The 25,959-nt window shown below is 28.5% G+C and carries 24 protein-coding genes; 21 read left to right on the top strand and 3 right to left on the bottom strand.

Annotation, left to right across the window (positions count from 1 at the left end; all coding sequences use genetic code 11):
* Positions 1-20 precede the first annotated feature (20 nt).
* From ABNT65_RS11525 to rfbB, 21 genes are all read left to right on the top strand, one after another.
* The gene (locus ABNT65_RS11525) at positions 21-470 is read left to right on the top strand and encodes an adenylyltransferase/cytidyltransferase family protein (protein WP_348745906.1); all 450 of its coding nucleotides are present in this window, start codon (positions 21-23) and stop codon (positions 468-470) included.
* Between the two features lie 94 nt (positions 471-564).
* Positions 565-2,010: a lipopolysaccharide biosynthesis protein gene (locus ABNT65_RS11520; RefSeq protein ID WP_348745905.1), complete on the top strand. Its 1,446-nt coding sequence runs from the start codon at positions 565-567 to the stop codon at positions 2,008-2,010.
* On the top strand, positions 2,011-3,045 hold the full coding sequence (locus tag ABNT65_RS11515) for a nitroreductase family protein (RefSeq protein WP_348745904.1): 1,035 nt from the start codon (positions 2,011-2,013) through the stop codon (positions 3,043-3,045). It abuts the gene before it with no gap.
* A 6-nt stretch (positions 3,046-3,051) separates the two neighbouring features.
* Complete coding sequence (locus tag ABNT65_RS11510; RefSeq protein WP_348745903.1) at positions 3,052-4,185, top strand: polysaccharide pyruvyl transferase family protein; 1,134 nt, start codon at positions 3,052-3,054, stop codon at positions 4,183-4,185.
* 1 nt (position 4,186) lies between these two features.
* On the top strand, positions 4,187-4,987 hold the full coding sequence (locus tag ABNT65_RS11505; protein ID WP_348745902.1) for a glycosyltransferase family A protein: 801 nt from the start codon (positions 4,187-4,189) through the stop codon (positions 4,985-4,987).
* Between the two features lie 13 nt (positions 4,988-5,000).
* Positions 5,001-6,806: an asparagine synthase (glutamine-hydrolyzing) gene (asnB, locus tag ABNT65_RS11500; RefSeq protein WP_348745901.1), complete on the top strand. Its 1,806-nt coding sequence runs from the start codon at positions 5,001-5,003 to the stop codon at positions 6,804-6,806.
* Positions 6,806-7,327, top strand: coding sequence for an acyltransferase (locus ABNT65_RS11495; protein ID WP_348745900.1), 522 nt, complete (start codon positions 6,806-6,808; stop codon positions 7,325-7,327). The genes asnB and ABNT65_RS11495 overlap by 1 nt, the downstream gene beginning before the upstream one ends.
* Positions 7,328-7,372: 45 nt before the next feature.
* Positions 7,373-8,575 (top strand): EpsG family protein, encoded by a 1,203-nt coding sequence (locus ABNT65_RS11490; protein WP_348745899.1) that lies wholly within the window; start codon positions 7,373-7,375, stop codon positions 8,573-8,575.
* On the top strand, positions 8,559-9,635 hold the full coding sequence (locus ABNT65_RS11485; protein WP_348745898.1) for a glycosyltransferase family 4 protein: 1,077 nt from the start codon (positions 8,559-8,561) through the stop codon (positions 9,633-9,635). The genes ABNT65_RS11490 and ABNT65_RS11485 overlap by 17 nt, the downstream gene beginning before the upstream one ends.
* A 5-nt stretch (positions 9,636-9,640) precedes the next feature.
* Positions 9,641-10,792, top strand: coding sequence for a glycosyltransferase family 1 protein (locus ABNT65_RS11480; protein ID WP_348745897.1), 1,152 nt, complete (start codon positions 9,641-9,643; stop codon positions 10,790-10,792).
* Positions 10,779-11,795 (top strand): polysaccharide biosynthesis protein, encoded by a 1,017-nt coding sequence (locus ABNT65_RS11475; RefSeq protein ID WP_348745896.1) that lies wholly within the window; start codon positions 10,779-10,781, stop codon positions 11,793-11,795. Before ABNT65_RS11480 ends, ABNT65_RS11475 begins: the two co-directional genes overlap by 14 nt.
* A 10-nt stretch (positions 11,796-11,805) precedes the next feature.
* Complete coding sequence (locus ABNT65_RS11470) at positions 11,806-12,219, top strand: WxcM-like domain-containing protein (protein WP_348745895.1); 414 nt, start codon at positions 11,806-11,808, stop codon at positions 12,217-12,219.
* 11 nt (positions 12,220-12,230) lie between these two features.
* Complete coding sequence (gene wecB / locus ABNT65_RS11465) at positions 12,231-13,352, top strand: non-hydrolyzing UDP-N-acetylglucosamine 2-epimerase (RefSeq protein WP_348745894.1); 1,122 nt, start codon at positions 12,231-12,233, stop codon at positions 13,350-13,352.
* Positions 13,340-14,203, top strand: coding sequence for an SDR family oxidoreductase (locus ABNT65_RS11460; RefSeq protein ID WP_348745893.1), 864 nt, complete (start codon positions 13,340-13,342; stop codon positions 14,201-14,203). Before wecB ends, ABNT65_RS11460 begins: the two co-directional genes overlap by 13 nt.
* 18 nt (positions 14,204-14,221) lie before the next feature.
* Entirely contained in the window at positions 14,222-15,433 is a 1,212-nt protein-coding gene (locus ABNT65_RS11455) for a glycosyltransferase family 4 protein (protein WP_348745892.1), read from the top strand.
* Positions 15,426-16,367, top strand: coding sequence for an NAD-dependent epimerase/dehydratase family protein (locus ABNT65_RS11450; RefSeq protein ID WP_348745891.1), 942 nt, complete (start codon positions 15,426-15,428; stop codon positions 16,365-16,367). The genes ABNT65_RS11455 and ABNT65_RS11450 overlap by 8 nt, the downstream gene beginning before the upstream one ends.
* 1 nt (position 16,368) lies before the next feature.
* Positions 16,369-17,322: a glycosyltransferase family 4 protein gene (locus ABNT65_RS11445; protein ID WP_348745890.1), complete on the top strand. Its 954-nt coding sequence runs from the start codon at positions 16,369-16,371 to the stop codon at positions 17,320-17,322.
* A 178-nt stretch (positions 17,323-17,500) separates the two neighbouring features.
* A complete protein-coding gene (gene rfbA / locus ABNT65_RS11440; protein ID WP_348706944.1) occupies positions 17,501-18,373 on the top strand; it encodes a glucose-1-phosphate thymidylyltransferase RfbA in 873 nt (290 codons plus the stop codon).
* A 2-nt stretch (positions 18,374-18,375) separates the two neighbouring features.
* Positions 18,376-18,930 carry a dTDP-4-dehydrorhamnose 3,5-epimerase gene (rfbC, locus tag ABNT65_RS11435; protein WP_348745889.1) on the top strand — a complete coding sequence of 185 codons (555 nt, stop codon included), beginning with the start codon at positions 18,376-18,378 and terminating at the stop codon, positions 18,928-18,930.
* Position 18,931: 1 nt separating this feature from the next.
* Positions 18,932-19,792, top strand: coding sequence for a dTDP-4-dehydrorhamnose reductase (gene rfbD / locus ABNT65_RS11430; protein WP_348745888.1), 861 nt, complete (start codon positions 18,932-18,934; stop codon positions 19,790-19,792).
* Position 19,793: 1 nt separating this feature from the next.
* Entirely contained in the window at positions 19,794-20,843 is a 1,050-nt protein-coding gene (gene rfbB / locus ABNT65_RS11425; protein WP_348745887.1) for a dTDP-glucose 4,6-dehydratase, read from the top strand.
* 482 nt (positions 20,844-21,325) lie between these two features.
* Here the strand turns inward: rfbB and ABNT65_RS11420 are convergent, their stop codons facing one another.
* The 3 genes from ABNT65_RS11420 to ABNT65_RS11410 all read right to left on the bottom strand — a co-directional run bounded on the left by ABNT65_RS11420 (position 21,326) and on the right by ABNT65_RS11410 (position 25,875).
* On the bottom strand, positions 21,326-23,167 hold the full coding sequence (locus tag ABNT65_RS11420; protein ID WP_348745886.1) for a LysM peptidoglycan-binding domain-containing protein: 1,842 nt from the start codon (positions 23,165-23,167) through the stop codon (positions 21,326-21,328).
* A 40-nt stretch (positions 23,168-23,207) separates the two neighbouring features.
* Positions 23,208-24,743: a glutamine-hydrolyzing GMP synthase gene (gene guaA / locus ABNT65_RS11415; protein ID WP_348745885.1), complete on the bottom strand. Its 1,536-nt coding sequence runs from the start codon at positions 24,741-24,743 to the stop codon at positions 23,208-23,210.
* A gap of 67 nt (positions 24,744-24,810) precedes the next feature.
* The gene (locus tag ABNT65_RS11410; RefSeq protein ID WP_348745884.1) at positions 24,811-25,875 is read right to left on the bottom strand and encodes a 3-oxoacyl-ACP synthase III family protein; all 1,065 of its coding nucleotides are present in this window, start codon (positions 25,873-25,875) and stop codon (positions 24,811-24,813) included.
* Between the last annotated feature and the right edge of the window lie 84 nt (positions 25,876-25,959).

The following is a 25,959-nucleotide window of genomic DNA, read 5'->3' as shown; positions in this document are numbered from 1 at the left end:
CTTTTTACACAAAAAATAAAATGAAAGTAGGGGCAACTTTTAGTACTTTTGATTTATCTCATGCTGGATGTATAAATATGTTAGCGGAAGTAAAAAAACAATGTGACTATTTGATTTGCAGTGTACAAATAGATTCTACAATAGATCACTCAGTAAGAAATAAACCAGTACAATCTGTGGTTGAAAGATATATTCAACTGAGAGGATGTAAGTATATGGATGAAATAGTTCCTTATACTACAGAACAAGATCTAGAAGATATACTTCGCTCATTTCACATTAATGTCTGTATAATAGGTGATGAATATGCTACTAAGATGTTTACAGATAGAAATTATTGTGGAAAAAAAGGAATAAAGTTGTATTTCAATAAAATAGAACATTATTTTTCAAGTAGAGGATTAAGAAAAGAAGTGCATGAGAAAAAAATAGACCTTATAAATAAAAGAAAAATTAAGCAAAACTATTAATCCGTTATATTTATTGTAAATGGTTACTGATCAAACTTAACTTTTATGATATTATTATAATATATGGTAAACTATTGATTACATTTTAGATCGAATGAATTTAAAAAAACAAGCTATAAAAGGAGTAATTTGGACTTTTACTCAGCAGTTTAGTGTCCAAATTATTAATTTTATTGTTCAGGTTGTTTTAGCACGATTGCTAATGCCTGAAGATTTCGGGTTAATAGCTATGATAGCTGTTTTTGTAGCAATTGGACAAAGCTTGAGTGATGGTGGTATGACATCTTCTTTGATTCAGAACAATAATAATACAGAAAAGGATTATGGTACAGTATTTTTAACTAATTTATTTTTTAGTACTCTTATCTACATTATTGTTTTTTCATTATCCCCTCTTGTGGCAAGGTTTTATAATCAACCTATTTTATCGGAATTATTAAGGGTTTATGGAATTACATTTGTAATTTCTGCTTTTTATGTAGTGCAAGTAGCAAAGTTTACAAAAGACTTAAATTTTAAATTACAATTTATTTACCAAATACCGTCTGTAGTTATAGGGGCCTTAACTGGACTAGTTATGGCTTATGCAGGTCTTGAGGTATGGAGCTTAGTTGGCTTAAATATATCTCAAGCAGTTTCTTTTTCCTTAATCTTATGGTTTTTTTATAAGTGGAAGCCTAAAATGATTTTTGATAGAAAAGTATTTAAAAAACATTTTAATTATGGTTATAAACTAACGATTTCAAGCTTGTTGACTAACTTGTATTTGAACTTATATAAAATAGTAATAGGGAAAAAATTTTCTGTACAATTGGTAGGATATTTTACAAATGCAGATAATTTAAGGCAACTTCCAATAAGTCAGATGTCAAATGTTTTAAACACTGTTACATTTCCTGTATTTGCTAGAATACAGAATGATAATGTTAAACTAAAAAGGCTGTATATTGATATTTTGAGTTTAGCTTTAGCAATGAGTTCAGTCTTAATGTTAATTTTAATTTTAGTAGCCAACCCAATGTACATACTAATTTTTGGAGAGAAATGGCTTGCAGCTGTTCCATATTTTAAAATATTATGTATTGCATCAATTTTTTTACCTATTAATATGTATAATCTCAATATTTTAAAGGTTAAAGGAAGAACTGATTTATACTTAAAAGTAGATGTAATAAAGAAGATTATAGGTATAGTAGTATTGATAATAAGTATTCCATTTGGTATTGAAGCAATTGTTTGGTCATTATGCATTACTAATATTTTCTTCGCTTACTTAAATGGTTACTTTAGTGGTAAATTAATTAATTATAGATTATTAAATCAAGTTGTAGATACTTTAAAAATAATCCTAATTTCACTTATTCCTTTTGCAATATTATATTACATTCAACAAGTTACTAATATATTTAATATGTCGAGTGTTGTAGAACTTATTTCAATGCCATTATTATATTTAGTAATATATATACCTGTATTTTATTTTCTCAATAAGAAAAAAGTACAAGACTTTAAAATTATAATTAAAAATATAAGAAAATAGATGAACGCTACTTTAAAAAAGATAATATTAAAATTTATTAGTAAAGAAAATATCGTAAAAATAATACGGAAAGTAATTTTTTTTAGGAATTATACTGATTTTTTTTATAATTATTTTGTAGATGCCATTTTATTCTACAAACATTCAGCTATTTATAGATTAAATACATATCAAAAGAAAGAATCTCTTATCATTTTAAGATATCATTCTATTGAGAAGGGATTGATACATAAACCTTTGAGAGAAAGGTTTGCAAAGGATAAAGTTTCTGAATTACATAAATTACTTAAAGATAAAGATGTAAAAGATAATATACGTAATTCTCAAATTCAGGTTGCTATTAAAATTTTGATAAGATATTATGAGGTACATAGGAGCAAAAGTATAGATATAGAGGATTATTACCCTTTAGATTTATATAGTAATTATTTAAAACTTATAATAACTAAAGAAGATACTTTCAAAGGAGTAATTGATTTTAATCAAGAAACATTTTATAAGGATGTAGAGAAAAACTTTATGCTATTCTCTAATTCAAGAAAAAGTGTGAGGCATTTTACAGGAGAGTTGATTGATGAAAAAAAGATAAAAGAAGCAATTAACTTATCTTTAAATGCCCCATCAGTTTGTAATCGACAAGCGAATAAAGTTTATTTAATTGATAATAAAGAAAAGATAAAACAAATTTTGAATATACAAGGAGGCTTTCTCGGTTTTATTGAAAACGTGAGTCAGCTTTTAATAGTAACAAATAACAGAAGCTACTATTATACTTTAGGAGAGAGAAATCAATTCTATATAGATGGAGGGATTTATTTTATGAACTTGTTATACTCTTTACATTATCATAGGATAGCCAATTGTCCAGCGAATTGGGGCAAAAAAGTCAATGCAGAGCGCAAGTTAACTAAAATTGTTTCCATACCTAAGAATGAAAAAATTATATGTTTATTGCCAATAGGTATAGCTGATGAATTTTTTAGTGTGCCTCTTTCTAAAAGAAGAGAAAAAGAGGAAGTATTATTTAAATTATAACAAGAAATGAAAAAAATAGGAATTTTAACACAACCATTGCATGATAATTATGGTGGCTTATTACAAGCTTATGCATTATCTGAAATACTTAAAGAGTTAGGTAATAATCCTATTATTATTAATAGAAGAGCAGGTCACTCTAATTTTTTTAGAAAAATAGCATTTAATATAAAGCAAAGAATATTTCCAAATAAGTATACTAAATATAATCTAGAAAAAGAAGAAAGAAAGGTAATATCAAAGTATACAAATGGGTTTAGAGATAAGTTAATACCTAATTTAACAGAAGAAATTATAGGGACTAGGAAGATGAGAATGCTTTATAAGGAAGGGTTTAGTGCTTATGTAGTTGGAAGTGATCAATGTTGGAGACCTGGATATTCACCAAAAATTACTAACTATTTTTTAGATTTTGCAGAGAGTGAAGATCAAATTAAAAGAATATCATATGCAGCCTCTTTCGGTACATCTGATTGGGAGTTTTCACCAAAACAAACAAAAAAATGTAAAAGGTTATTGAAGAAATTTGACTCCGTTTCTGTTAGAGAAGATTCTGGAGTTGATTTGTGTTTGAAATATTTTGAGAAAGAAGCACAGCATGTTTTAGACCCAACAATGTTGTTCTCAAGGGATTTTTATGATAAGATTATAGAAAATGAAGGTACAAGGAAAAGTAAAGGTAATTTGAAAGCTTATGTATTAGATAAGACGCATGCGAAATATAAAGTTATTGAATATATCGAAAGTAAATTAAATTTAAAAAGTTTTGAGGTTATGCCAAAAAAGAGATTAGGAAAGTGTAAACCAGAGAATTTATTAGATTATCAGTTTCCTTCTCCTTTTGAATGGATAAGAGGTTTTTATGATGCTAAGTTTGTGATTGCAGACTCTTTTCATGGTACTGTTTTTGCAATTTTATACAATAAACCTTTTATAGCAATTGGGAATCAAGGTAGAGGAATGGCTAGGTTTACTTCGCTACTAAATATGTTTGGTTTGGAAGATAGATTGGTGACAGATTTATCAATATCTAATGTTAATAATATTCTAGAAAAAAAAATTAATTGGAATATGGTTAATAAAGTAATAGAAATTAAAAGGAATGAGTCTATTAATTTTTTAAAGAAAAGTTTACAATAAAATGTTCTCAGTAATTATACCACTTTTTAATAAAGAACAAAGCATAAAAAGTACTTTGAATTCTGTAGTTTTACAGAAATTTTCTGACTTTGAAGTGATTGTAATAAATGATGGATCGACAGATGAAAGTGAAAAAAAGGTTAGAGAGATTAAAGATTCAAGAATACGTTTAATTAATCAAGTAAACGGAGGAGTTTCTAAAGCAAGGAATAGAGGGATTAAAGAAGCTGAAAATGAGTGGATTGTTTTTTTAGATGCAGATGATTTGTGGAGAAATGATCATTTAGATAGCTTAAAAACGAATATATTAAAATATCCAGAATACAAGGCTTTTTGTAACTCATATACTAGGTCAGATTTTAAAACTGAAGAACGAATAGAGGAGAAAGATAAAGATAAAATAGTCGATGATTATTTTATAGAAGGTTTGAAAAGTTTCTTTTTTTGGACAGGTGTTGTTTGTATTCATAAGGATGTGTTTGAAGAAGTTGGAATATTTGATGAGAGATTGTCTAGAGGAGAGGATTTGGATGTGTGGAATAGAGTAGGTAGGAATTATTCAATAATTTGGTCAAAAAAAGTGACAGCAATTTATAAACAGGATACAGAAAATAAATTGACAAGGTCTAAAGTTTTATTAGAAAAATGTTTTGAAAATTATCTTGATTTTAATGATAAGTCTTTAACCGAAAAAGCTTACCTAAAAATGTTAGCTAGAGCAAAGATTATATCTTTGCTCAAACAGTTTATTTTTATCGATGCTCTAAAGCTAATATTAAAATATAATTTAAAAATACTATAAAAGAATTGTAATTATGTGCGGTATATATATGACTAATTTACCTTTTAAAGAAGAGGAAATAAAGTCAAAACTAAATAAGATAAAATATAGAGGTCCTGATTACATTGGAGTTTTAAAAAAGAAAAATATTTCATTAGGTCATTTACGCCTTTCAATTTTAGATTTAGATGAACGTTCGCATCAACCATACGTATATAAACATCTTAGCCTAGTTTTTAATGGAGAGATATATAATTTTTTAGATGTAAAAAGAGAGTTAATTAATCTAGGATATTCTTTTAATACTACTAGTGATACAGAAGTGTTGTTGAAAGGTTATGATGCTTGGGGTCAAGATATTCTTAATAAAATAAATGGAATGTTCGCCTTTGCAATTTTAGATGATGATAAAGAGGAAATTTTTTGTGGAAGAGATAGATTAGGAGTTAAGCCTTTTTATTATTATTGGAAAGATGGGAGTTTTGAAATTTGCAGTCAATTGCAGCCCTTAATAAATGATAAAAGTGAAATTTCTGAAGAATCAATTTCAATTTATTTAGATTATGGATATGTACCAAGCCCTTTTTCTATTTTAAAGAATACATATAAATTAGAACCAGGAAAGTTTTTGGTCATAAACTTAAAAAATAGGACAAAAAAGATTAACGAGTATTGGAACCTTAAAAGAGTAAAAACAGAGAATATACCTTATGAAGAAGCTAAAAAGAAATTACATCTTTTGTTAGAAGATGCGGTTAAAATTAGAATGCAATCTGATGTACCTTTAGGAACATTTCTGTCTGGCGGAATAGATTCAGCACTTGTAACTGCTATAGCTAGTAAAATATCAAAACAAAAAATAAAAACTTTTACCATTGGGTTTGAAGATCCTAGTTTTGATGAAAGTAAAGTAGCTGAAAACTTTTCTTCTATATTAGGAACTGAACATACTACAACATTTTGTAAAGCTGAAGACTTATTCAATCTTATTCCTAAGTTAGTTGAAACATATGATGAGCCGTTTGCAGATAGTTCAGCTTTACCTTCTTTATTATTAAATAAGATTACTAAAAAACATGTAACTGTAGCATTATCTGGAGACGGAGGAGATGAAAGTTTTTTAGGGTATGTGCATTTTGATTTATTGAAAAAATATCAAAAAATAAGCTTAATCCCATATGTTATAAGAAAAGTAATATCAAAATTGCCATTTCATAAATTTATAAAAGCAAAGAAAGAAACTTTTCAAACTCTATTATTATCCAAAGATGTTTATGAGTTTTCAAAATCTATTTTTTTTTGGTTTGATAGCTTACAGCTTCATAAAAAAGAAAAGTGGAAAAAATATTATAACTCTGTTTTTTCAGAAAATCCATTCCAATTTCAGGCGGATTATAATATTAAACTGTGGTTAGAAAACGATAGTAATGTTAAAGTTGATAGAGCTAGTATGGCTTATTCAATGGAAATAAGAAGTCCTTTTTTAGATTATAGGATTGTTGAGTTTTCTAGAAAGTTACCTATACATTATAGGTATGATTCGGGAAATAAAAAAATAATCACAAAAGATATTTTAGAAGAATATTTACCTAGAGAAGCTTTTGAGTTACCTAAGAAGGGATTTTCTATACCTTTGGGGAAATGGATTTCTGGAGAGATGAAAGAAGAGATATTATCTTCTTTAAATGATGATTTCCTAAGGAGTGTGCCTAATTTAAATATAAAAAAAATAAAAAGGCAATTAAAAGATCACATGAATGGTAAAAATGATTATAGTTTCAATATTTGGAAACTTTATGTACTAAATCTTTGGCTAAGAAAAAATAAACTAAAAATCTAATGAAGATATTTAATTTACTTGCTAGACTTTATAGACGTTTTTTTTGGAGTCAAGAAAAAATCGCCAGATTTAACGGTGTTAGAATAGGAGAAGGGTGTGATATTCAAAATGTAAACTTTGGTTCAGAGCCATATTTAATAGAAATAGGAGATCATGTTCAAATTACTAATGGAACAAAAATTTATACTCATGGTGGTGGATGGGTTTTTCGAAAAAAATATCCAAATTTAGATTATTTTGGAAAAGTTATCATTAAAAATAACGTTTATATAGGTAATAATTCTTTAATAATGCCTGGAGTAACAATTGGTAATAATGTAATTATTGGAGCAGGAAGTATTGTGACAAAATCCATTCCAGATAACAAGATAGTTGTAGGAAACCCTGCACGTATTATAGGTGAAACTAAAGATTACCTTGAAAAGATAAGAGAGTACAATGTAAAGTCGAAAAGAATGACATACGAAGAGAAAAAAAAATATTTAATGAGCTTACCTGAAAACAGATTTATTCGTAAATAATAGTTTTAAAAAACGTAGTTATAAAGAGTTTTTAATACATATAATATGGCTTTAAAGAAAGATGAGAATACTTTTGTTCAAGTGATGATTTTTATCATCAGTCCTTTTTTATCTTTACCTTTTATTTTGCATGGAATTTACGAAAAAAACAAAAGAAGTGTTGTTTTTTTGATAGGGGTAATTAGTTTAATGTCATATCTTTATGTGCCTTTGGATACTAATGATAAGGCGTACTATTATTATTTATATGATGATTTTAAGTTAGTTAGTATTTCTGATTTTTTATCATTAAAGCCTGATTATATTTTCTACTTGTTAATATACATATTTTCAATGTTAAATATACCGTTGGATTTTTTATTTTTAGGTATATCATTTATAACAATGTTATTGTTGTACAGTAGTTTTTTTAAGTTGCTTGAAGGTTTTGAAGTAATAAGTAAAAAAAACTTTTTCATTATAACATTTTTAATACTATTCTCAGTTTCACCACCGAGTTTATTTTCTGGAATTAGATTTACTTTAGCTAGTGCCTTAATCTTGTATTCGTTTGTTTATACTTTTTTCAGAAAAAAAATTAATCTACGTAGTATTTTATTAATTATTGGTGCAATTTTAGTTCATTTTAGTGTTCTTGTTTTCTTACCACTTTATTTTATTGTTTTCTTTTTTAAAGAAAGATTTAATAAATTATTTTTAATTTTATTCATATTGTCGTTTGGTTTTTTATTTATTCCTAAAGACTTTTTGATTAGCATTATATCTGGAGTTGGTCTGTCCGAAGTACTTGAGACTAAAGCTCAAAGTTATTTAGGAGGAGAAGACTTTATAACTAATAGTGTTAATTCTGGTAATTTTAATAATCGTATTAGAACCATATTTCAAAGCTTATGGTTTTTTATATCTGCTATTTATATATTGTTAAATAAAACGAAAACCCTTGTTTTAAGAAATATATTTCTTTTAGTAGCTTCATTTACGAATGCATTCTATGTAGTTCCAACAGTATATTTAAGATATTTAGCAATTTCCTTATTTTTTTTCGTCTTTTTACTAATTAATGATTTTGTAAATGGAGCAAAGAATAAAGTCACAATATATATATTATTTATAATATTATCTTTGAACTTTTTTGGAAATATATATTCATTGAGAAAGATATTAGTGAATAGTATTATGGAGATTCATAGTTTAACGTTACCCACTATTTTAATGAAAGATAATATCAATTATGAAGATGTTCAATAAAAAAATTATTCTTGTTATTCCTACTTTAAAGCAAGGAGGAGCAGAGAGGGTTATTTCAGAGCTAGCAAATAATAGTGTAAAATTTGAAAATTTAGAAGTTATTTTAATTTTGTTAGCTAAATCAGAAGATTTTTATGAAATAAATAATCAGGTAAATATTCATAGGTTAGGGTTTGAAGGTAAAGGAAAGTTAAATAAAATAAAATCTCAAATAGGAGTTTTCTTTAGATTAAGGAAACTTTTAAAAGAAGAAAAACCAGATGCAGTTCTTAGTTTTATGGAAAAATATAACTCCTTTACAATTATTGCTAGTACTTTTTTAGGGTTAAAAATTTTCGTATCGGATAGGAATAATCCTATGATAAAGAAATCTATAATAAAGAAATTGTTAAAAAGATTTACTTATAATAAAGCAGAAGGAATTATTGCTCAAACTCAATTAGCAAAAAGTGTTTTAGTAGCGAAAATAAAAAATAAAAATATTAAAGTTATACCTAATCCAGTAAAAAAGATTAAATCGCACAAAATTAAGAAGGAAAAAATTATTTTGAATATTGGTAGATTAGTACCGGAAAAAGGGCAGCAATATCTAATAGAAGCTTTTAGTAAGTTGCAAGATAAAAGTTGGAAGCTTATAATTTTAGGAGAGGGTACTTTAAGAAAAGAATTAGAAAAACAAATTGAGGTTTTAGAGCTAGAAGATAAAATTTTTTTAATGGGGTCAGTTAAAAATGTTGATGAGTGGTTATCAAGAGCTTCTATTTTTGCATTCACATCAATTTCAGAGGGATTTCCCAATGCTTTAGTTGAAGCAATGAGTGCAGGTTTACCTTGCATTAGTTTTGATTGTAATGCTGGCCCAAGGGATATTATAGAGAATGAGAAAAATGGAATTTTAATACCAGTTAGAAGCATAGATTCTTTAGTCAACTCAATAAATAGGTTAATTAAATCTGAGGAATTGAGATATGATTTAGGAATAAAGGCACAAAGAATTAATGATAAGTTAAACGTGAAAAAAATTACACAACGTTATTTAAATTTTTTAGAGGTAAATTAAAACAAATGAGAATAGGAATAGATGCATCAAATGTAGGAAGTGGAGGAGGGGTTACACATTTAAAAGAAATCCTTAATAATTTACCTGAAGAAGAGTGGATAGAGTCAGTAATACTCTTTGCATCGCAACAAGTTCTAGATAAACTTCCTAATTCGAATAAGATTATAAAAAAAACTTATTCAGAATTTAATAAAAAAATAATTCATCGTCTATGGTTTCAAATATTTAAATATGATAATGAAGTAAAAAGGTATTGTGATATATTGCTAGCAGTCACAGGAGATTATATAGGAAATTTCAAACCTTTAATAGGAATGTCTCGTAATATGCTATTATATGAAAGAGATATTTGGAAAGAAATAAACTCGAAGAAAGAAGTAATTAGGTTTTGGCTAAATTTTAAAAAACAAAAAAAAAGCTTTAAAAACTCTGAAGGTATTATTTTTATTTCTCAATATGCAAAAAAACGTGTTAATGAAGTTTTAAATATAACTAATAAAAATCAAGTTTTAATTCATCATGGTGTTTCACCTAAATTTAAAGGAATAATAAATTCACAAGAATTTGTAGGGAATTATGATAATTCTAGACCGTTTAATTTTATTTATGTTTCATCAATTCATGTATATAAATATCAATGGAATGTCGTTAAAGCGATTTCTAATTTAAGAAAAAAAGGTTTTCCAGTAAAACTTACTTTAATAGGAGGTAGTATTTTTAAACCTGCTGAAGACTTATTAATTAAAACAATTAAAGAGGTTGATTCTAATGGTGAATTTATTAGTTACTTAGGTCATTTAGTTTACGAAAATATTGAAAAGGAATATAAAAAGGCAGATGGAATAATATTTGCATCTACTTGTGAGAATATGCCAAATATCTTAATAGAATCTATGTCATCAGCCTTGCCTATAGCATGTAGTTCAAAAGCTCCAATGCCAGAATTCCTAGATAGTGGAGGGTTTTATTTTGAACCTAAGTTGGTCCAATCAATAGAAAATAGTTTGGTAAAATTACTTAACTCTCCTAAAGAAAGAGAATTAATGATTAAAGAAAATTTAGAAAGAATAAAAAAATATTCTTGGAATAAAACAGCAGAAGAAACATTCTCTTTTATCCGAGATACATATAATAAATTTAAAAATGTTGAAAAATAAGACGTTATTAATTACTGGAGGAACAGGTTCATTTGGAAATGCTGTATTGAAAAAATTCTTAAGTACTGATCACTTTAAAGAAATTCGAATTTTTTCACGAGATGAAAAAAAACAGGATGATATGAGGAATCAGTTAAAAAATGAAAAGCTAAAATTTTATATAGGAGACGTAAGAGATTATGATAGTGTAGAAAGAGCAATGAAAGGAGTAGATTATGTTTTTCATGCTGCAGCATTAAAGCAGGTGCCTTCTTGTGAGTTTTTCCCTATAGAAGCTACTAAAACTAATGTTATAGGAACGCAGAATGTAATTGATGCAGCTGCTACAAATGACGTTAAAAAAGTTATTTGTTTAAGTACAGATAAAGCAGCTTATCCAATTAACGCAATGGGAATTTCTAAAGCGTTGATGGAAAAAGTAGCTATAGCAGCTTCAAGAAATTATACAAATACTATTGTTTGTTTAACTCGTTATGGAAACGTAATGGCTTCTAGAGGATCTGTGATTCCTTTATTTATTAATCAAATAAAGAATAATGAACCGTTAACTATTACAGATCCAAAGATGACTCGTTTTTTAATGTCTTTAGATGAGGCAGTAGAATTGGTTTTATTTGCTTTTGAAAATGGTAACTCAGGAGATCTTTTTGTTAATAAGGCACCTGCAGGTACTATAGGAGATTTAGCCCAAGCACTAAGAGAAATGTTTAATGCTACTAATAAAGTTAAAATTATTGGAACTAGGCATGGAGAAAAGCTTTATGAGACCTTATGTACTCGTGAAGAAATGGCAAAAGCAGAAGATATGGGAGATTTTTACAGAATACCTGCAGATAATAGAGACTTAAATTATGCTAGATATTTTTCTGAAGGGGAGGAAGATGTGTCGTTGGTTGAAGATTACCACTCTCATAATACAGAACAGTGTAATGTAGAGAGTATGAAAAGCTTATTGAAGAAATTACCATTAGTTCAACAAGAGTTAAAAGAATTAAATCTATAAAGTATTGTAAATGAGTCCTAAGATTATTTCAGGAGATAGCTTCAAAGATGAAAGAGGGGAATTAAATTTCAATAATTTATTTAATGCTACGGACATTAAAAGAATTTATACAATTCAAAATATAAATACTTCTTTTATAAGAAGATGGCAAGGTCATAAAGTAGAACAAAGATGGTTTGCAGCTCTAGTAGGAAGTTTTAGGATAGAATTAATTTGTATTGATAACTGGGAAAAACCTTCTGCAAATTTAAAGAGAGAGAGATTTGAAATCTCAGATAAACAATTAGATGTTTTGCATATTCCTCCTGGTTTTATTAGTAGTATTCAAGCAAAAGAGCAGAATTCAAAATTACTAGTAATGTCAGATTATCATCTTAATGAAATAGAAGATAATTATAAGTATGATGCAAGTTATTTTAAATAAAAGATATAACCATGAAAAAAATGAAAGTAGCGACAATTTTAGGTACTAGGCCTGAAATTATTAGGTTAGCAGAATGTATTAAAAAATGCGACCAATATTTTAATCATATTTTAATACATACAGGTCAAAATTATGATTATGAGCTTAATGAGATCTTTTTTGAAGACCTAAACCTTAGAAAACCAGATTTTTTTCTTAATGTAGCTGGAAACCATTTAGGGGAAACTATTGGAAATGTTATATCTAAATCTTATGAAGTTCTTGTAGAAGAAAAACCTGACGCTTTACTAGTTTTAGGAGATACAAATAGTGTGTTAAGCACTATAGCTGCTAAAAGATTAAAAATTCCAATTTTTCATATGGAGGCAGGTAATAGATGTTTTGATCAGAATGTTCCTGAAGAAATTAACAGAAAAATTTCAGATCATATTTCAGATATAAATCTTACTTATACTGAGCATAGTAGAAGGTATCTTTTGAGTGAAGGATATAGGAAAGATCATGTTTTTGTAACCGGGTCACCTTTGCGTGAAGTTTTGAATAAATATGAAGATAAAATAAAAACTAGCGATGTTGTTGAAAGATTAAACTTAACTCAAAATAATTATTTTGTTGTTAGTGCTCATCGTGAAGAAAACATAGATTTAAAAAATCATTTCGAAATTTTAGCAAAATCTTTAAATGCTGTTGCGGAAAAATATCAAATGCCTATTATTTTCTCGACACATCCTAGAACAAAAAATAGGATAGCAAAGAATAATATAAAGTTTCATCCTTTAATAACTAATATACCACCTCTAGGTTTTTTTGATTATGTAAAACTACAAAAGAATTCATATGCTGTTTTATCAGATAGTGGAACAATTAGTGAGGAATCGGGTATGATGAGATTTCCTGCAGTAAGTATAAGAACAAGCACGGAAAGACCAGAAGCAATAGATGCAGGAACAGTAGTGTTAGGAGGTATTAGTAAAGAAGAAATACTAAATGCAATAGAAATTACTAAAGGTCTATCAGTAGATGAAGAAACTGTATTACCTTGGGAATACGATGTAACTAATACTTCAGAAAGAGTGGTTAAAGTAATACAAAGTTATACTTCAATAGTCAATAAAGTAATATGGAACAAATAAAAAAAATATTAGTAATAGGGGCTCGTGGTATGGCTGGTCATGTTATTAAAGCGTATTTTGAAACACTAGAAGGTTTTGATGTTTGGGGAATAGCAAGAAATATACAGCCTGAAAATAAATTAATTAATTTAGATGTTTCTAATGTAAATGAATTAGAAATTATCTTAGAAAAACAGAAGTTTGATGTTGTAGTAAATTGTATTGGACTTTTAAACAAAACAGCAGAAGATAATCCTGAATTAGCGATATGGTTTAATAGTTATTTTCCTCATTTATTATCTAAACTTGGGAATATTTACGACTTTAAATTAATACATATAAGTACAGATTGTGTTTTCTCAGGAAAAGAAGGAGGTTATAAAGAGGATGACTTTAAGAATGGAGTTGGATTTTATGCACAATCTAAAGCTTTAGGAGAAGTAATAAACTCAAAAGACTTAACATTTAGAACTTCTATAATTGGACCAGAATTGAAAAAAGATGGTATTGGTTTGTTTCATTGGTTTATGAGTCAGAAAACCAAAATTAATGGGTTTTCAGAGGCTTATTGGTCTGGAATTACTACAATAGAGTTAGCTAAAGCAATCAAGGAAGCTGTAGCTCAAAATCTAACAGGATTGTATCAATTAACTAACAATGAAAAAATAAATAAGTATAACTTATTGCAAGAGTTTAATACTTATTTTAGAAATAAGAGTATAAATATTATTCCTAATCCAAACTATAAAGTAGATAAAAGTTTAGTAAATACAAGATCTAATTTTGAATATAAAGTCCCTAGTTATAACGAGATGATTAGCGAAATGAAAAATTGGATGGATAAATATGAGAAGATTTATGTACATTATTAGTTGTTGTAATTTTCTATTATGAAGATATTAATAGTGACACAATACTTTTGGCCTGAGAGTTTTAGAATAAATGACTTAGCATTAGGACTCTTGGAAAGAGGTCATGAGGTTTCTGTACTTACAGGAAAACCAAATTATCCGAGTGGGAGTTTTTTTGAAGGTTATAGCTTTTCTAAAAAATCAGATGAAGATTGGAAAGGAATTAAAATCTATAGATCTAATTTAATTCCTAGAGGTAAAAGTGGAGGAATCAGATTAATGTTAAATTATCTATCGTTTGCTTTTTTTGCTTTTTTCAAATCATTATTCATAAAAGAAAAATATGATTTAATTTTTGTCTATGAACCTTCACCAATTACTGTTGGAATTCCAGCAGTTTTTTTGTCTAAAAAGTTAAAAGTACCTATGTATTTCTGGGTGCAAGATTTATGGCCTGAGAGTGTGTCAGTGGCAGGGCAAATTGAAAATAAATTTATTCTTGGGATATTAGATAGATTGACACGCTGGATTTATAAAAATTCAAAAAAAGTGTTAATTCAATCAGAAGGCTTTAGAGAATATATTTTAAATCAAAAAGTTAGTAATGATAAGATAATTTATTACCCAAACTCTACAGAATCTATGTTTGGTATAGTTAAGCCATCAGAAAATATTAGAAAACTAGTACCTCGGGTTCCTTTTTCAATAATGTTTGCAGGAAATATTGGTGAGGCACAAGATTTTGAAAATATATTATCTACAGCAAAAAAAATAAAGGGAAATACAAGTGATATACATTTTATAATACTAGGAAGTGGAAGAAAAAAGGACTATGTCTTTCAAAAAATTAAAGAATATGATTTAGAAAGCAATTTTCATCTGTTAGGTTCTTTTCCAGTAGATACAATGCCACATTTTTTTGCATGTAGTGACGCTTTATTAGTTACTTTAAAGAAGAGTAAAATATTCTCTTTAACGATCCCTTCCAAAATTCAATCGTACTTAGCTTGTGGAAAACCAATTATTGCTGGATTAGATGGTGAAGGAGCAAAAGTTATTAAAGAGTCTAAATCAGGTTTTACAGCCCCATCAAGTGACTCTAAAAAATTAGAAAAAGCAATTATGAAGTTGTATACATCTTCATTAGAAGAACGAAAAGAGTTTGGGAATAATGCCATAAAATATTTTAATGATAATTTTGAAAGAGAGAGGTTATTGACCAAGCTTATAGAAATTTTTGAAAATGAATAATGAAAATTTGAATAATATTTTAATTTCTGGTATTTCTGGTTTTGTAGGAGGGAATCTAAAACAGTATCTTCAAAATGCATATGAAGTAATAGGAGTTTCTAGAAAAGAATCCATTGATAATGACATAATCTCTTATGGTAAATTAGATAAAAGTAGTTTTGATAAAAGTACTTCATTTATTCATCTTGCAGGTAAGGCACATGATTTAAAGAAAAACTCAGGTGATAAAGAGTATTATGAAGCAAATACTGAACTAACCAAGAAGCTTTTTAATCAGTTTTTAGAAAGTGATTGTAAGGTTTTCATTTACATGAGTTCAGTGAAAGCTACTGCAGATGTTGTTGATGGAGTATTGGATGAAAACCACATATCCAAGCCTGTGACGGCTTATGGGAAATCTAAATTAGCGGCGGAGGAATATATTTTGTCAAAGCAAGTAACTAATAAGAAAAGAGTATATATACTTAGACCATGTATGATTCATGGCCCAAATAATAAAGGTAACTTAAATTTATTATACAATTTTGTAGAAAAAGGGATACCGTATCCATTTGGAAAGTATGAGAATCAGCGTTCTTTTTTATCTGTAGAAAATCTTTGTTTTTTGATAAGAGAGTTGATTGAAAATGATCAAATACCTGGAGGTGTTTATAATGTAGCTGACGATAAAACTCTCTCTACAAAAGATTTGGTTGAAATTATTGGTCAGACTATTGGTAAGAAAGTGTCTGTTTTAAATATTCCAAAATTTATAATTTCTTTACTAGCAAAAATAGGAGATTACTTACCAATTCCCATAAACTCAGAAAGATTGCAGAAACTAACAGAAAATTATGTTGTTTCCAATAAAAAAATTAAAAAAGTAATGCAGAAAGAGTTTCCTTTAACAGGGAAAAAAGGAATTGAACTAACTGTGAAATCTTTCAATACTTAAAATGAATTACCTAATTGTATTTTTAGTACTAGCTGTTTTATCAGTTGTATATATAAAATTAGCAGATAAACTTAATATTATCGATAAGCCTAATCATAGAAGTTCGCATACTACACCAACGATCAGAGGAGGAGGAATATTATTTTATTTTGCTATTCTGATATACTTTTTTAGCACTAGTTATAATTTTCCTTATTTAATATTAGGAGTTTCATTAATCGCTATAGTTAGTTTCATTGATGATATTATCACCCTGAGTTCAAGTGTACGATTACCTTTTCAGTTCTTAGCGATTTTTTTATGTATGTATCAATTGGAGTTAATACATAATAATTTTGTTTTATTGATCCCAATATTAATTTTTGGTGTAGGATTTATAAATATTTACAATTTTATGGATGGTATAAATGGTATTACAGGACTGTATAGTATAATTGTATTGTTAGGAATGTATACTATTAATTTGAAAGAGGATATCCTTGATATAGAGTTAATAATTTATCCAGTTTTGTCTTTAATTGTTTTTGGTTTTTATAACTTTAGGAAAAAGGCAAGGATGTTTGCGGGCGATATTGGGAGTATTTCAATAGCAGTTTTAATTTTTTTTATTGGAATTCTATTAATAAAAGAGTTAAAATCTCCTATAATTATTCTTTTAGTTGCTGTTTATGGAGCAGATAGTATTTTGACTATTATTTATAGGAAATCAATAGGAGAAAGATTGACGCAACCACATAGACATCATATTTATCAAAAATTAGTTGATAAACTTAAAGTTTCACATTTAAAAGTCTCATTGATTTATTCGATACTACAGTTTTTTATAAATATTATTGTATTCTTAAATTATAAGAAAGATATGGTATTTCAATTAAGTATTATTTTAATAATATCTATTACTTTAAGTACTATTTATTGGAATGTTTTTAGAAAAGTTGAAAGAAAACATTCATAAACAATGAAGCAGTAAAAAAATAGTTTTGAATATTAAATTTATTTTTTTGCTATAAAAGTGTAACAAACTTTAATAAATCTAAATTAGTAATACCAGTATAAAATTGATTTTTTTACTTCCATGAATAATTTTCTATTCAGTTAAGAATACTTAATTTTACTTTTAAAGCGATAAATAAATGAAAGGCATAATACTAGCGGGAGGATCAGGGACAAGACTATACCCTATAACAAAAGGAGTATCAAAACAACTATTACCAGTATACGATAAACCTATGATTTATTATCCATTGTCTGTATTGATGTTAGCTGGTATTAAGGATATATTGATAATTTCTACACCACAAGACTTAGCAAACTTTGAAAACCTACTAGGTTCAGGGAAAGAGTTAGGAATACAATTAAGTTATGCAGAACAACCTTCACCAGATGGATTAGCGCAAGCGTTTATTATAGGGAAAGAATTTATAGGGAATGATGATGTTTGTCTAATATTGGGAGATAATATATTTTATGGGCATGGACTACCAGAGATGTTAAAAAATGCTATTAATAATGTTGAAAAAGAAAAGAAGGCAACCGTTTTTGGATATTATGTAGGAGATCCTGAAAGATATGGTGTTGCAGAATTTGATAATTCTGGAAATGTTACTTCTATAGAAGAAAAACCAAAACAACCCAAATCTAATTATGCCGTTGTAGGGCTATATTTTTATCCAAACAATGTAGTTGGAATAGCAGAAAATGTAAAGCCATCAGATAGGGGAGAATTAGAAATTACTTCAGTAAACCAAAAGTATTTAGAAGATAAAGCATTAAAGGTTGAATTAATGGGAAGAGGTTTTGCTTGGTTAGATACTGGAACACACGATTCGTTAATGGAAGCAGGGCAGTTTATAGAGACAATTGAAAAGAGACAAGGACTAAAGGTAGCCTGCTTAGAGGAAATAGCATTATATATGGGATATATAGATAAAGAGCAAGTAAGAATACTAGCTGAGCCATTAAAGAAAAACAATTACGGTCAGTACCTTTTAAATCTTACTAAATAAACATGAATTTTATTAAGACAGAAATTCCAGAGGTTATTATTATAGAACCAAAAATTTTTGGAGATCATAGAGGTTATTTTCTTGAATCCTTTAATAAGGAACAGTTCGAAGAAAATATTCATAAAATCAATTTTGTTCAAGATAATGAATCAAAATCATCTAGAGGCGTATTAAGAGGATTGCATTTTCAAAAACCTCCTTTTGCACAAGCTAAATTGGTACGATGTATACAAGGAAAAGTGTTGGATGTAGCGGTTGATATAAGAATTGGTTCACCAACTTATGGTAGGTATGTAGCAGTTGAACTTTCAGAAGAAAATAAACGACAATTGTTTGTGCCTAGAGGTTTCGCTCATGGCTATTCTGTATTATCTGAAGAAGCAATTTTTGCTTACAAGGTAGATAACAAATATGCTCCTGAGTATGATAGCGGTATTATATGGAATGATAGTGATTTAAATATTGATTGGCAATTAGAGATTGATGAAGTTAAATTATCAGGAAAAGATGAAAAATTAGCTACATTAAAAGAATTAAAAAGTCCTTTTACCTATTAAAATGAATATACTTGTTACTGGAGCAAATGGTCAATTAGGATCTGAAATAAAAGAATTGTCACCATTATACACAAAGCACAATTTCTTTTTTGAAGGCTCTAAAGAGCTTGACATAACTAACTATGAAAAGGTTAAAGAATATATTAGTTCTAAAGAAATTGAAGCTATCATAAATTGCGCTGCCTATACAGCAGTTGATAAAGCTGAAGAAGAAAAAGAAAAAGCAGATGGTGTAAATAATGCTGGAGTTGCTAATTTAGCCAAAGCAATAGGTACAGGAAAGTTAATTCATATATCTACTGATTATGTTTTTAATGGAGAAAATTTCACACCTTATATAGAAGAAGATTTACCAAATCCTATAGGAGTTTACGGAATTACAAAGTTGGAAGGGGAGCAAAAGGTTTTGAAATCGAATGCTGAAGCTATTATTATAAGAACATCATGGGTTTACTCTAGTTTTGGAAATAATTTTGTGAAAACAATGCTTCGTTTAGGTAAAGAAAGAGAACGATTGAATGTTATTTTTGATCAAGTTGGTTCGCCTACTTATGCAAGAGATTTAGGAAGGTTGTGCCTAGATATTTTAGATAAGGAAGAAAAGATTAATAAGCTAGCAAAAATATATCACTATTCAAATGAAGGTGTGGCTTCTTGGTATGATTTTGCCAAAGCTATTATGGATTTTTCTAAATTACAATGTGTTATTTATCCTATTGAAACAAAAGAATATCCAACACCAGCTAAAAGACCTAATTATTCGCTTTTAAATAAAGCTAAAATTAAAAAAGATTTCAATATTGAAATCCCTTATTGGAGAGATTCATTAAAAGAATGTATTAAAAGAATAGAAAACAAATAGTATGAAGAATATATTAATTACTGGAGGAGCAGGGTTTATTGGATCGCATGTAGTACGATTATTTGTTAATACGTATCCTGATTATAATATTATAAATTTAGATGCTTTAACTTATGCAGGTAACTTGGCTAATCTAAAAGATTTAGAAGATAAACCTAACTATCGTTTTGTAAAAGCAGATATTTGTGATTATAAAAAAATAGAAGATATATTCACTGAGCATGATATTGATGGTGTCATACATTTAGCTGCGGAATCACATGTGGATAGGTCTATTAAAGATCCGTTTTCATTTGCTCAAACAAATGTAATGGGAACTTTAAGTTTACTACAAGCAGCTAAAAATAAATGGAATGGTAAATTTGAAGGTAAACTATTCTACCATGTTTCCACTGATGAAGTTTATGGAAGTTTAGGAGAAGATGGTTTTTTCACTGAAGAAACAGCTTATGACCCACATTCACCATATTCAGCATCTAAAGCCTCTTCTGATCATTTTGTAAGAGCATTTCATGATACATATGGCTTACCAGTAGTAATCTCTAATTGCTCTAATAATTATGGTTCGTATCAATTTCCAGAGAAATTAATTCCTTTATTTATTAATAATATTTGTAATAACAAACCTTTACCTGTGTACGGAAAAGGAGAAAATGTTAGAGATTGGCTGTTTGTAAATGATCATGCAAGAGCCATAGATGTTATTTTTCATAGAGGGAAGCTAGGTGATACTTATAATATTGGTGGGTTTAATGAATGGAAGAATATTGATTTAATAAAAGTAATTATTAAAACAGTAGATAAACTCTTAGGAAGAACAGAAGGAACTTCTGAGAGTTTGATAGCTTACGTTACAGATAGAGCAGGGCATGATTATAGGTATGCTATAGATTCTACCAAACTAAAAGATGAATTAGGATGGGAACCTTCATTACAGTTTGAAGAAGGTATAGAGAAGACTGTAAAATGGTATTTAGACAATGAAGATTGGGTGAAAAATGTAACTAGCGGAAATTATCAAAAATATTATCAAGATATGTACGAAAGTTAGAAAGCATAAGTTCATATGTAATATTAAAAACCTCACAAATTTTAAAGTTTGTGAGGTTTTTAAGTTTAAAAAAATTAGTCATTTTAAGTTCAAAAATAGATAAGTTGGTTATGATAATATAGTATTATGTTTGAAAAAGTAGTATCCTTTATTTTGTTAGTGGGAACATAATTTTGTTGGTGTTAACTTGTTGTTTTTGATTGGTTTAAGTGGTGTTTGAGTTTATGCTTATGAGTTTGTAAAATCATAATAGAGAGTTGATAAACTCATAAGCATGAATTGATAAAAAGATGCTTATCATTTTATAAAACATAAGCACCATTTTGTAAAAACTCTATGAGGAGTTAAAATTTGACTTATATTACCCGAAATTATTGTTGAATGTAACCTAAATTTAGGTTAATAGAACTTAGTTTTAGATAGTATTGTAGAAAGTAAATTGCGCTAAGTTTAAGAAAAAATTACCGCAGGTTTTTATAAAGTTATTTCAATCTACTTAAACTTAAATCTTTATTATATTTAACTATAAATAGACCATTATTAGTTGTTCCTCCAAAAGTTTTTTTATGATAATCAAACTTGTTTTCTATTCTAAAAGAAATTCCTTCTTTAAAAGTATCGGTCAAACTTTCTCCAGACGCTAACCTAATAAGCGTATCATACGTAATATCAAAACCTTTAATGGCATACTCTGAAGGTAAAGCGTTGTTCTTTTTTCTGTATTTTTTATAAAAAGCTTTTATATCTGAAGATTCTTCGTCAGAAAATGCTGTAGATACATAGGTAAAGTTGATGTCTGCCAACTTATTGTTATCCACATTATCATAGGTTTTTGTTTTGTTAGTAGTAAAAACCTGAACAGACATATCATCAGGTAAAGCAATCATGCTATTCAAGGCATCCGCAATAGCAACCTTGTCTTCAGAGGTAATAATTACCCAATTATGCTTTTCAGCCTTCATTTTATCAGTAAAACGCTCTCTTTTTATATACCCATCCTCAGGCTTTAATACATTAACTGTTGAAATTGAATCATGCTTTTTTAATAAAGAAACTAAGTTAGCAATGGCTTTATTAGAGCTAGTTTTGTCATCACCAACAACAAAAATTGTTTCTCCAGCATAATTGTTTTTAAGATAATTGGCCAAAAAACCAACGTAAGCATCTTTTTCAGGAGCTGCTTTAACAACTCTAGAAGATGATATTCTTTTCTGTTTATTTGAAAAATGAGGGAAAATAACTGGAGCTTTTACTTTCTGAGCTACCTTTTCAACTTTGTCAGAATAAAAAGGACCTATAACAGCATCAGCATTATCTAACTCATCATTCTCTAAAATTTGAGTAATATTTTTACCTCTATTACCAGTGTCAAAGACTGAAGAATTAATAGTAATTCCTTGGTGCTTTAAAGAGTCGATAGCCATTTCAGCACCCATATAAAAATCAGTAACCATATTGGTTAGTTTATTACCCTTAAAAATACGTTTAGCACTTAAAGTGTCAAAGTCTACGGCTTTAAAAGGTAATAAAAAGGCAACATTCATAGAGCTGTTTTCTTGAATGCTGTCTTGATAGAATTTAAATTCTTCCGTTTCTTTTACTTCCCCTAAAGGTTTAATTTTTAATAATTGACCAATAGAAAGATTGTTGTCTTTTAAATCAGGATACTCAGGGTTTAGCGCAATTAAATCTTCTTTTGTAATATTGTAAAAACGAGTTAAACTAAAAATAGTTTCTTTACTTTTTACGGTATGTGTTAAGTATTGCTGTAGAACTTCTTCTTTGTTAATAGTTATGGTTTCTTCAATTGCTTTTACCTTTAATGTTTGTCCAACTTTAAGAACATTATTCTTTAATTCAGGAAACTCAGGATTTAATTTACAAAGTTCTTCTTTAGAAATATTATATAGTTTAGTTAAACGATATACAGTTTCTCCTTTTTGAACTTGATGGGTTTCATAACTTTTTACAACTTTCGTTTGAAAGTTTTCACTGTGATTTTTTGTTTCATCTAATGTGTTAGGATTAGACTCAATTTTTTCTTTATCTTCTTTTACAACAGCATACTCTTCATTGGTAGTAACGGAAGAATTACGGTTTTTAATTTTAGGGTTAGGAATTACTATTACAGTATTGGCAATAGGGTTATCACCAACATCAGGATTTAATCTAAGTAAATCTTTCTTATTCATGTTTAACCTTTGCGCAATATCATTTATAGATTCACCTTCTTGAACCTTATAAGAAACATAACGTTTTTGTTGTCCACATGAGATGGTAAAAGTTAGAATTCCTGTTAAAATTAAAAACTGTAATTTCTTCATTTACTTTTAGGTATTTTTCGAGTAGTATAAAATTAAAACGTTATTCCCACTCAATTGTTGCAGGAGGTTTAGAGCTTATATCATAAACAACTCTATTAACTCCTTTTACATTATTAATTATTTTGTTAGATGTTTTTTGTAAAAATTCATAAGGTAAATTTACCCAATCAGCCGTCATACCATCTGTACTTTCTACTGCTCTAAGCGCTACTACTTTTTCATAAGTACGCTCATCTCCCATAACACCAACAGAATTTACTGGTAATAAAATAGCGCCTGCTTGCCACACTTTATCGTATAAGCCATCTTCTTTTAAGCCATTAATAAAAATAGCATCTACTTCTTGTAATATACGAACTTTTTCGGCAGTTATATCCCCTAAAATTCGAATAGCTAATCCTGGGCCTGGAAATGGATGGCGACCTAATAAATTTTTGTCAATACCCATAGATGCACCAACACGTCTAACTTCATCTTTAAAAATCATACGTAAAGGTTCAACTATTTTTAACTTCATAAAATCTGGCAAACCACCAACGTTATGATGACTTTTAATAGTTGCTGAAGGACCTCCATTTACAGAAACAGATTCTATAACATCTGGATAAATAGTTCCTTGTGCCAACCATTTGGCATCTTTTATTTGATTGGCCTCATCATCAAAAACATCAATGAAAACTTTACCAATGGCTTTACGTTTTGCTTCAGGATCAGATAACCCAGCTAAGGCAGACAAAAAACGTGCCGAAGCATCAACACCTTTTACGTTAAGTCCCATTCCTTCGTATTGCTTTAATACATCTGTAAATTCGTTTTTACGTAATAAACCATTGTTTACAAATATACAGTGAAGGTTACTTCCAATAGCTTTATGAAGTAATACAGCAGCTACAGTAGAGTCTACACCTCCAGAAAGTCCTAGAACAACTTTATCATTACCAACTTTAGCTTTTATATCTGAAACTGTTTCATCAACAAAAGAATCAGGGGTCCAAGTTTGTGCTACTCCAGCAATAGAAACTAAAAAGTTTTCAAGTAATTGTTTTCCATCAGTAGAATGGTATACTTCTGGATGAAATTGGATAGCATATGAAGTTTCTCCTTCAATTTTATAAGCTGCATTTATTACATCATGCGTACTCGCTAATAGAACACCATTAGTTGGAAGTTCTTTAATAGTATCAGAATGGCTCATCCATACCTGACTTCCTTCAGAAATATTAGAGAAAAATGTTTCTCCTTCTTTTACATATGAAAGATTAGCTCTTCCATATTCTCTGGTATTAGATGGTGCTACTAATCCACCAGAAAAATGTGCTAAGTATTGTGCACCATAACACACAGCTAATAAAGGTTTTTTACCTCTTATTTCTGATAAATCTGGGTGTGGTGCTTCTTCTGAACGAACTGAAGATGGGCTTCCTGATAAAATAACAGCTTTAAAGTTATCTAAATTTTGTGGAATTTTATTATACGGGTGAATCTCACAATAAATGTTCAATTCTCTAACTCGGCGTGCAATTAATTGTGTGTATTGCGATCCGAAATCTAATATAAGTACATTGTGTTGTTGCATCCGCAAAAATACTATTTAGAAATTAGATTTACGAACTATTTTAAAGAGTTTTTTTGTGCTAAAAAAGTTATACTTTATAAACAATGGCATTCACATTCATACCTGCACCAACAGAGGCTAACATGATAACATCACCTTTATTAATTTGTTGGTTTTCTAGCTCTCCTTTTAAAACTAAGTCTAATAAAGTAGGTACAGTGGCAACAGAACTATTACCAAATTTATGAATGGTCATAGGCATAATTCCTTCTGGAATAGGCTTTCTATATAAACGGTAAAAACGCTTAATTATGGCTTCGTCCATCTTTTCATTAGCTTGATGGATAAATATTTTTTTAAGTTTTTCTATAGGAACTCCACTTTGATCTAAGGCATATTTCATAGCTGCAGGCACTTTAGATAAAGCAAATTCGTATATTTTTCGACCATGCATCTTTATATATCGAACATCTTGGTCGTTATTATCGTTATGTGAACTTCCAAAAAATAAATGATAAGCTTCGTCTTTAGCAAAAGTTTGTGAAGCATGGCTAAGAATACCTAAGTTTCCTGAATTTGAACTTTCTAATATACAAGCACCAGCACCATCACTAAATATCATAGAATCTCTATCATGATGATCAATAACACGAGAGAGTGTTTCCGCTCCTATAATCAAAGCTTTTTTAGCCATGTTAGCTTTTATAAAGGCTTGCGCTTGAATAACACCTTCTACCCAGCCTGGGCAACCAAAAAGGATATCATAAGCAATGCAATTAGGGTTTTCAATTTGGAGTAAATGCTTAACACGGGTAGCTAAACTTGGAATAATATCACTTTGAATCGTTTTATCTTTAACATCACCAAAATTATGGGCTAGTATGATATAATCTAATTCTTCAGGATTAATACCAGCATTTTGAATAGCTCTTTGAGCAGCAAAGTAACCAAGATCAGAAGCGTTTAAATTAGATTTAGCATATCTTCTTTCCTCTATTCCAGTTATTGATTTGAACTTTTCAATAATTACTTGGTTGTTGTTCTCAAATGGTGTACCATCTGAGTTTAAAAAAGCATTATCAGTAAAATGATTGTTGTTTTTTGTAATGCTAGGAATGTAAGATCCTGTTCCAGTAATTATCGCTTTCATCATACTCTCTTTTGTTAAGGAAAGAGTACAAAGAAAACATTTTAAATTACTTTAAGATGTTTATTGCCAGATATTTTTGAATTTTTA

This window comes from Tenacibaculum sp. 190524A02b, from assembly GCF_964036645.1.
GTDB lineage: Bacteria > Bacteroidota > Bacteroidia > Flavobacteriales > Flavobacteriaceae > Polaribacter > Polaribacter vairaonense.
This window is presented reverse-complemented; position numbering and strand designations above follow the sequence as displayed.

Bases quoted from the DNA above. Each gene is read 5' to 3' on its own strand.
- ABNT65_RS11525 (WP_348745906.1), top strand. From the start codon at position 21: ATGAAAGTAGGGGCAACTTTTAGTACTTTTGATTTATCTCATGCTGGA.
- ABNT65_RS11520 (WP_348745905.1), top strand. From the start codon at position 565: ATGAATTTAAAAAAACAAGCTATAAAAGGAGTAATTTGGACTTTTACT.
- ABNT65_RS11515 (WP_348745904.1), top strand. From the start codon at position 2,011: ATGAACGCTACTTTAAAAAAGATAATATTAAAATTTATTAGTAAAGAA.
- ABNT65_RS11510 (WP_348745903.1), top strand. From the start codon at position 3,052: ATGAAAAAAATAGGAATTTTAACACAACCATTGCATGATAATTATGGT.
- ABNT65_RS11505 (WP_348745902.1), top strand. From the start codon at position 4,187: ATGTTCTCAGTAATTATACCACTTTTTAATAAAGAACAAAGCATAAAA.
- asnB (WP_348745901.1), top strand. From the start codon at position 5,001: ATGTGCGGTATATATATGACTAATTTACCTTTTAAAGAAGAGGAAATA.
- ABNT65_RS11495 (WP_348745900.1), top strand. From the start codon at position 6,806: ATGAAGATATTTAATTTACTTGCTAGACTTTATAGACGTTTTTTTTGG.
- ABNT65_RS11490 (WP_348745899.1), top strand. From the start codon at position 7,373: ATGGCTTTAAAGAAAGATGAGAATACTTTTGTTCAAGTGATGATTTTT.
- ABNT65_RS11485 (WP_348745898.1), top strand. From the start codon at position 8,559: ATGAAGATGTTCAATAAAAAAATTATTCTTGTTATTCCTACTTTAAAG.
- ABNT65_RS11480 (WP_348745897.1), top strand. From the start codon at position 9,641: ATGAGAATAGGAATAGATGCATCAAATGTAGGAAGTGGAGGAGGGGTT.
- ABNT65_RS11475 (WP_348745896.1), top strand. From the start codon at position 10,779: ATGTTGAAAAATAAGACGTTATTAATTACTGGAGGAACAGGTTCATTT.
- ABNT65_RS11470 (WP_348745895.1), top strand. From the start codon at position 11,806: ATGAGTCCTAAGATTATTTCAGGAGATAGCTTCAAAGATGAAAGAGGG.
- wecB (WP_348745894.1), top strand. From the start codon at position 12,231: ATGAAAAAAATGAAAGTAGCGACAATTTTAGGTACTAGGCCTGAAATT.
- ABNT65_RS11460 (WP_348745893.1), top strand. From the start codon at position 13,340: ATGGAACAAATAAAAAAAATATTAGTAATAGGGGCTCGTGGTATGGCT.
- ABNT65_RS11455 (WP_348745892.1), top strand. From the start codon at position 14,222: ATGAAGATATTAATAGTGACACAATACTTTTGGCCTGAGAGTTTTAGA.
- ABNT65_RS11450 (WP_348745891.1), top strand. From the start codon at position 15,426: ATGAATAATGAAAATTTGAATAATATTTTAATTTCTGGTATTTCTGGT.
- ABNT65_RS11445 (WP_348745890.1), top strand. From the start codon at position 16,369: ATGAATTACCTAATTGTATTTTTAGTACTAGCTGTTTTATCAGTTGTA.
- rfbA (WP_348706944.1), top strand. From the start codon at position 17,501: ATGAAAGGCATAATACTAGCGGGAGGATCAGGGACAAGACTATACCCT.
- rfbC (WP_348745889.1), top strand. From the start codon at position 18,376: ATGAATTTTATTAAGACAGAAATTCCAGAGGTTATTATTATAGAACCA.
- rfbD (WP_348745888.1), top strand. From the start codon at position 18,932: ATGAATATACTTGTTACTGGAGCAAATGGTCAATTAGGATCTGAAATA.
- rfbB (WP_348745887.1), top strand. From the start codon at position 19,794: ATGAAGAATATATTAATTACTGGAGGAGCAGGGTTTATTGGATCGCAT.
- ABNT65_RS11420 (WP_348745886.1), bottom strand. From the start codon at position 23,167: ATGAAGAAATTACAGTTTTTAATTTTAACAGGAATTCTAACTTTTACC.
- guaA (WP_348745885.1), bottom strand. From the start codon at position 24,743: ATGCAACAACACAATGTACTTATATTAGATTTCGGATCGCAATACACA.
- ABNT65_RS11410 (WP_348745884.1), bottom strand. From the start codon at position 25,875: ATGATGAAAGCGATAATTACTGGAACAGGATCTTACATTCCTAGCATT.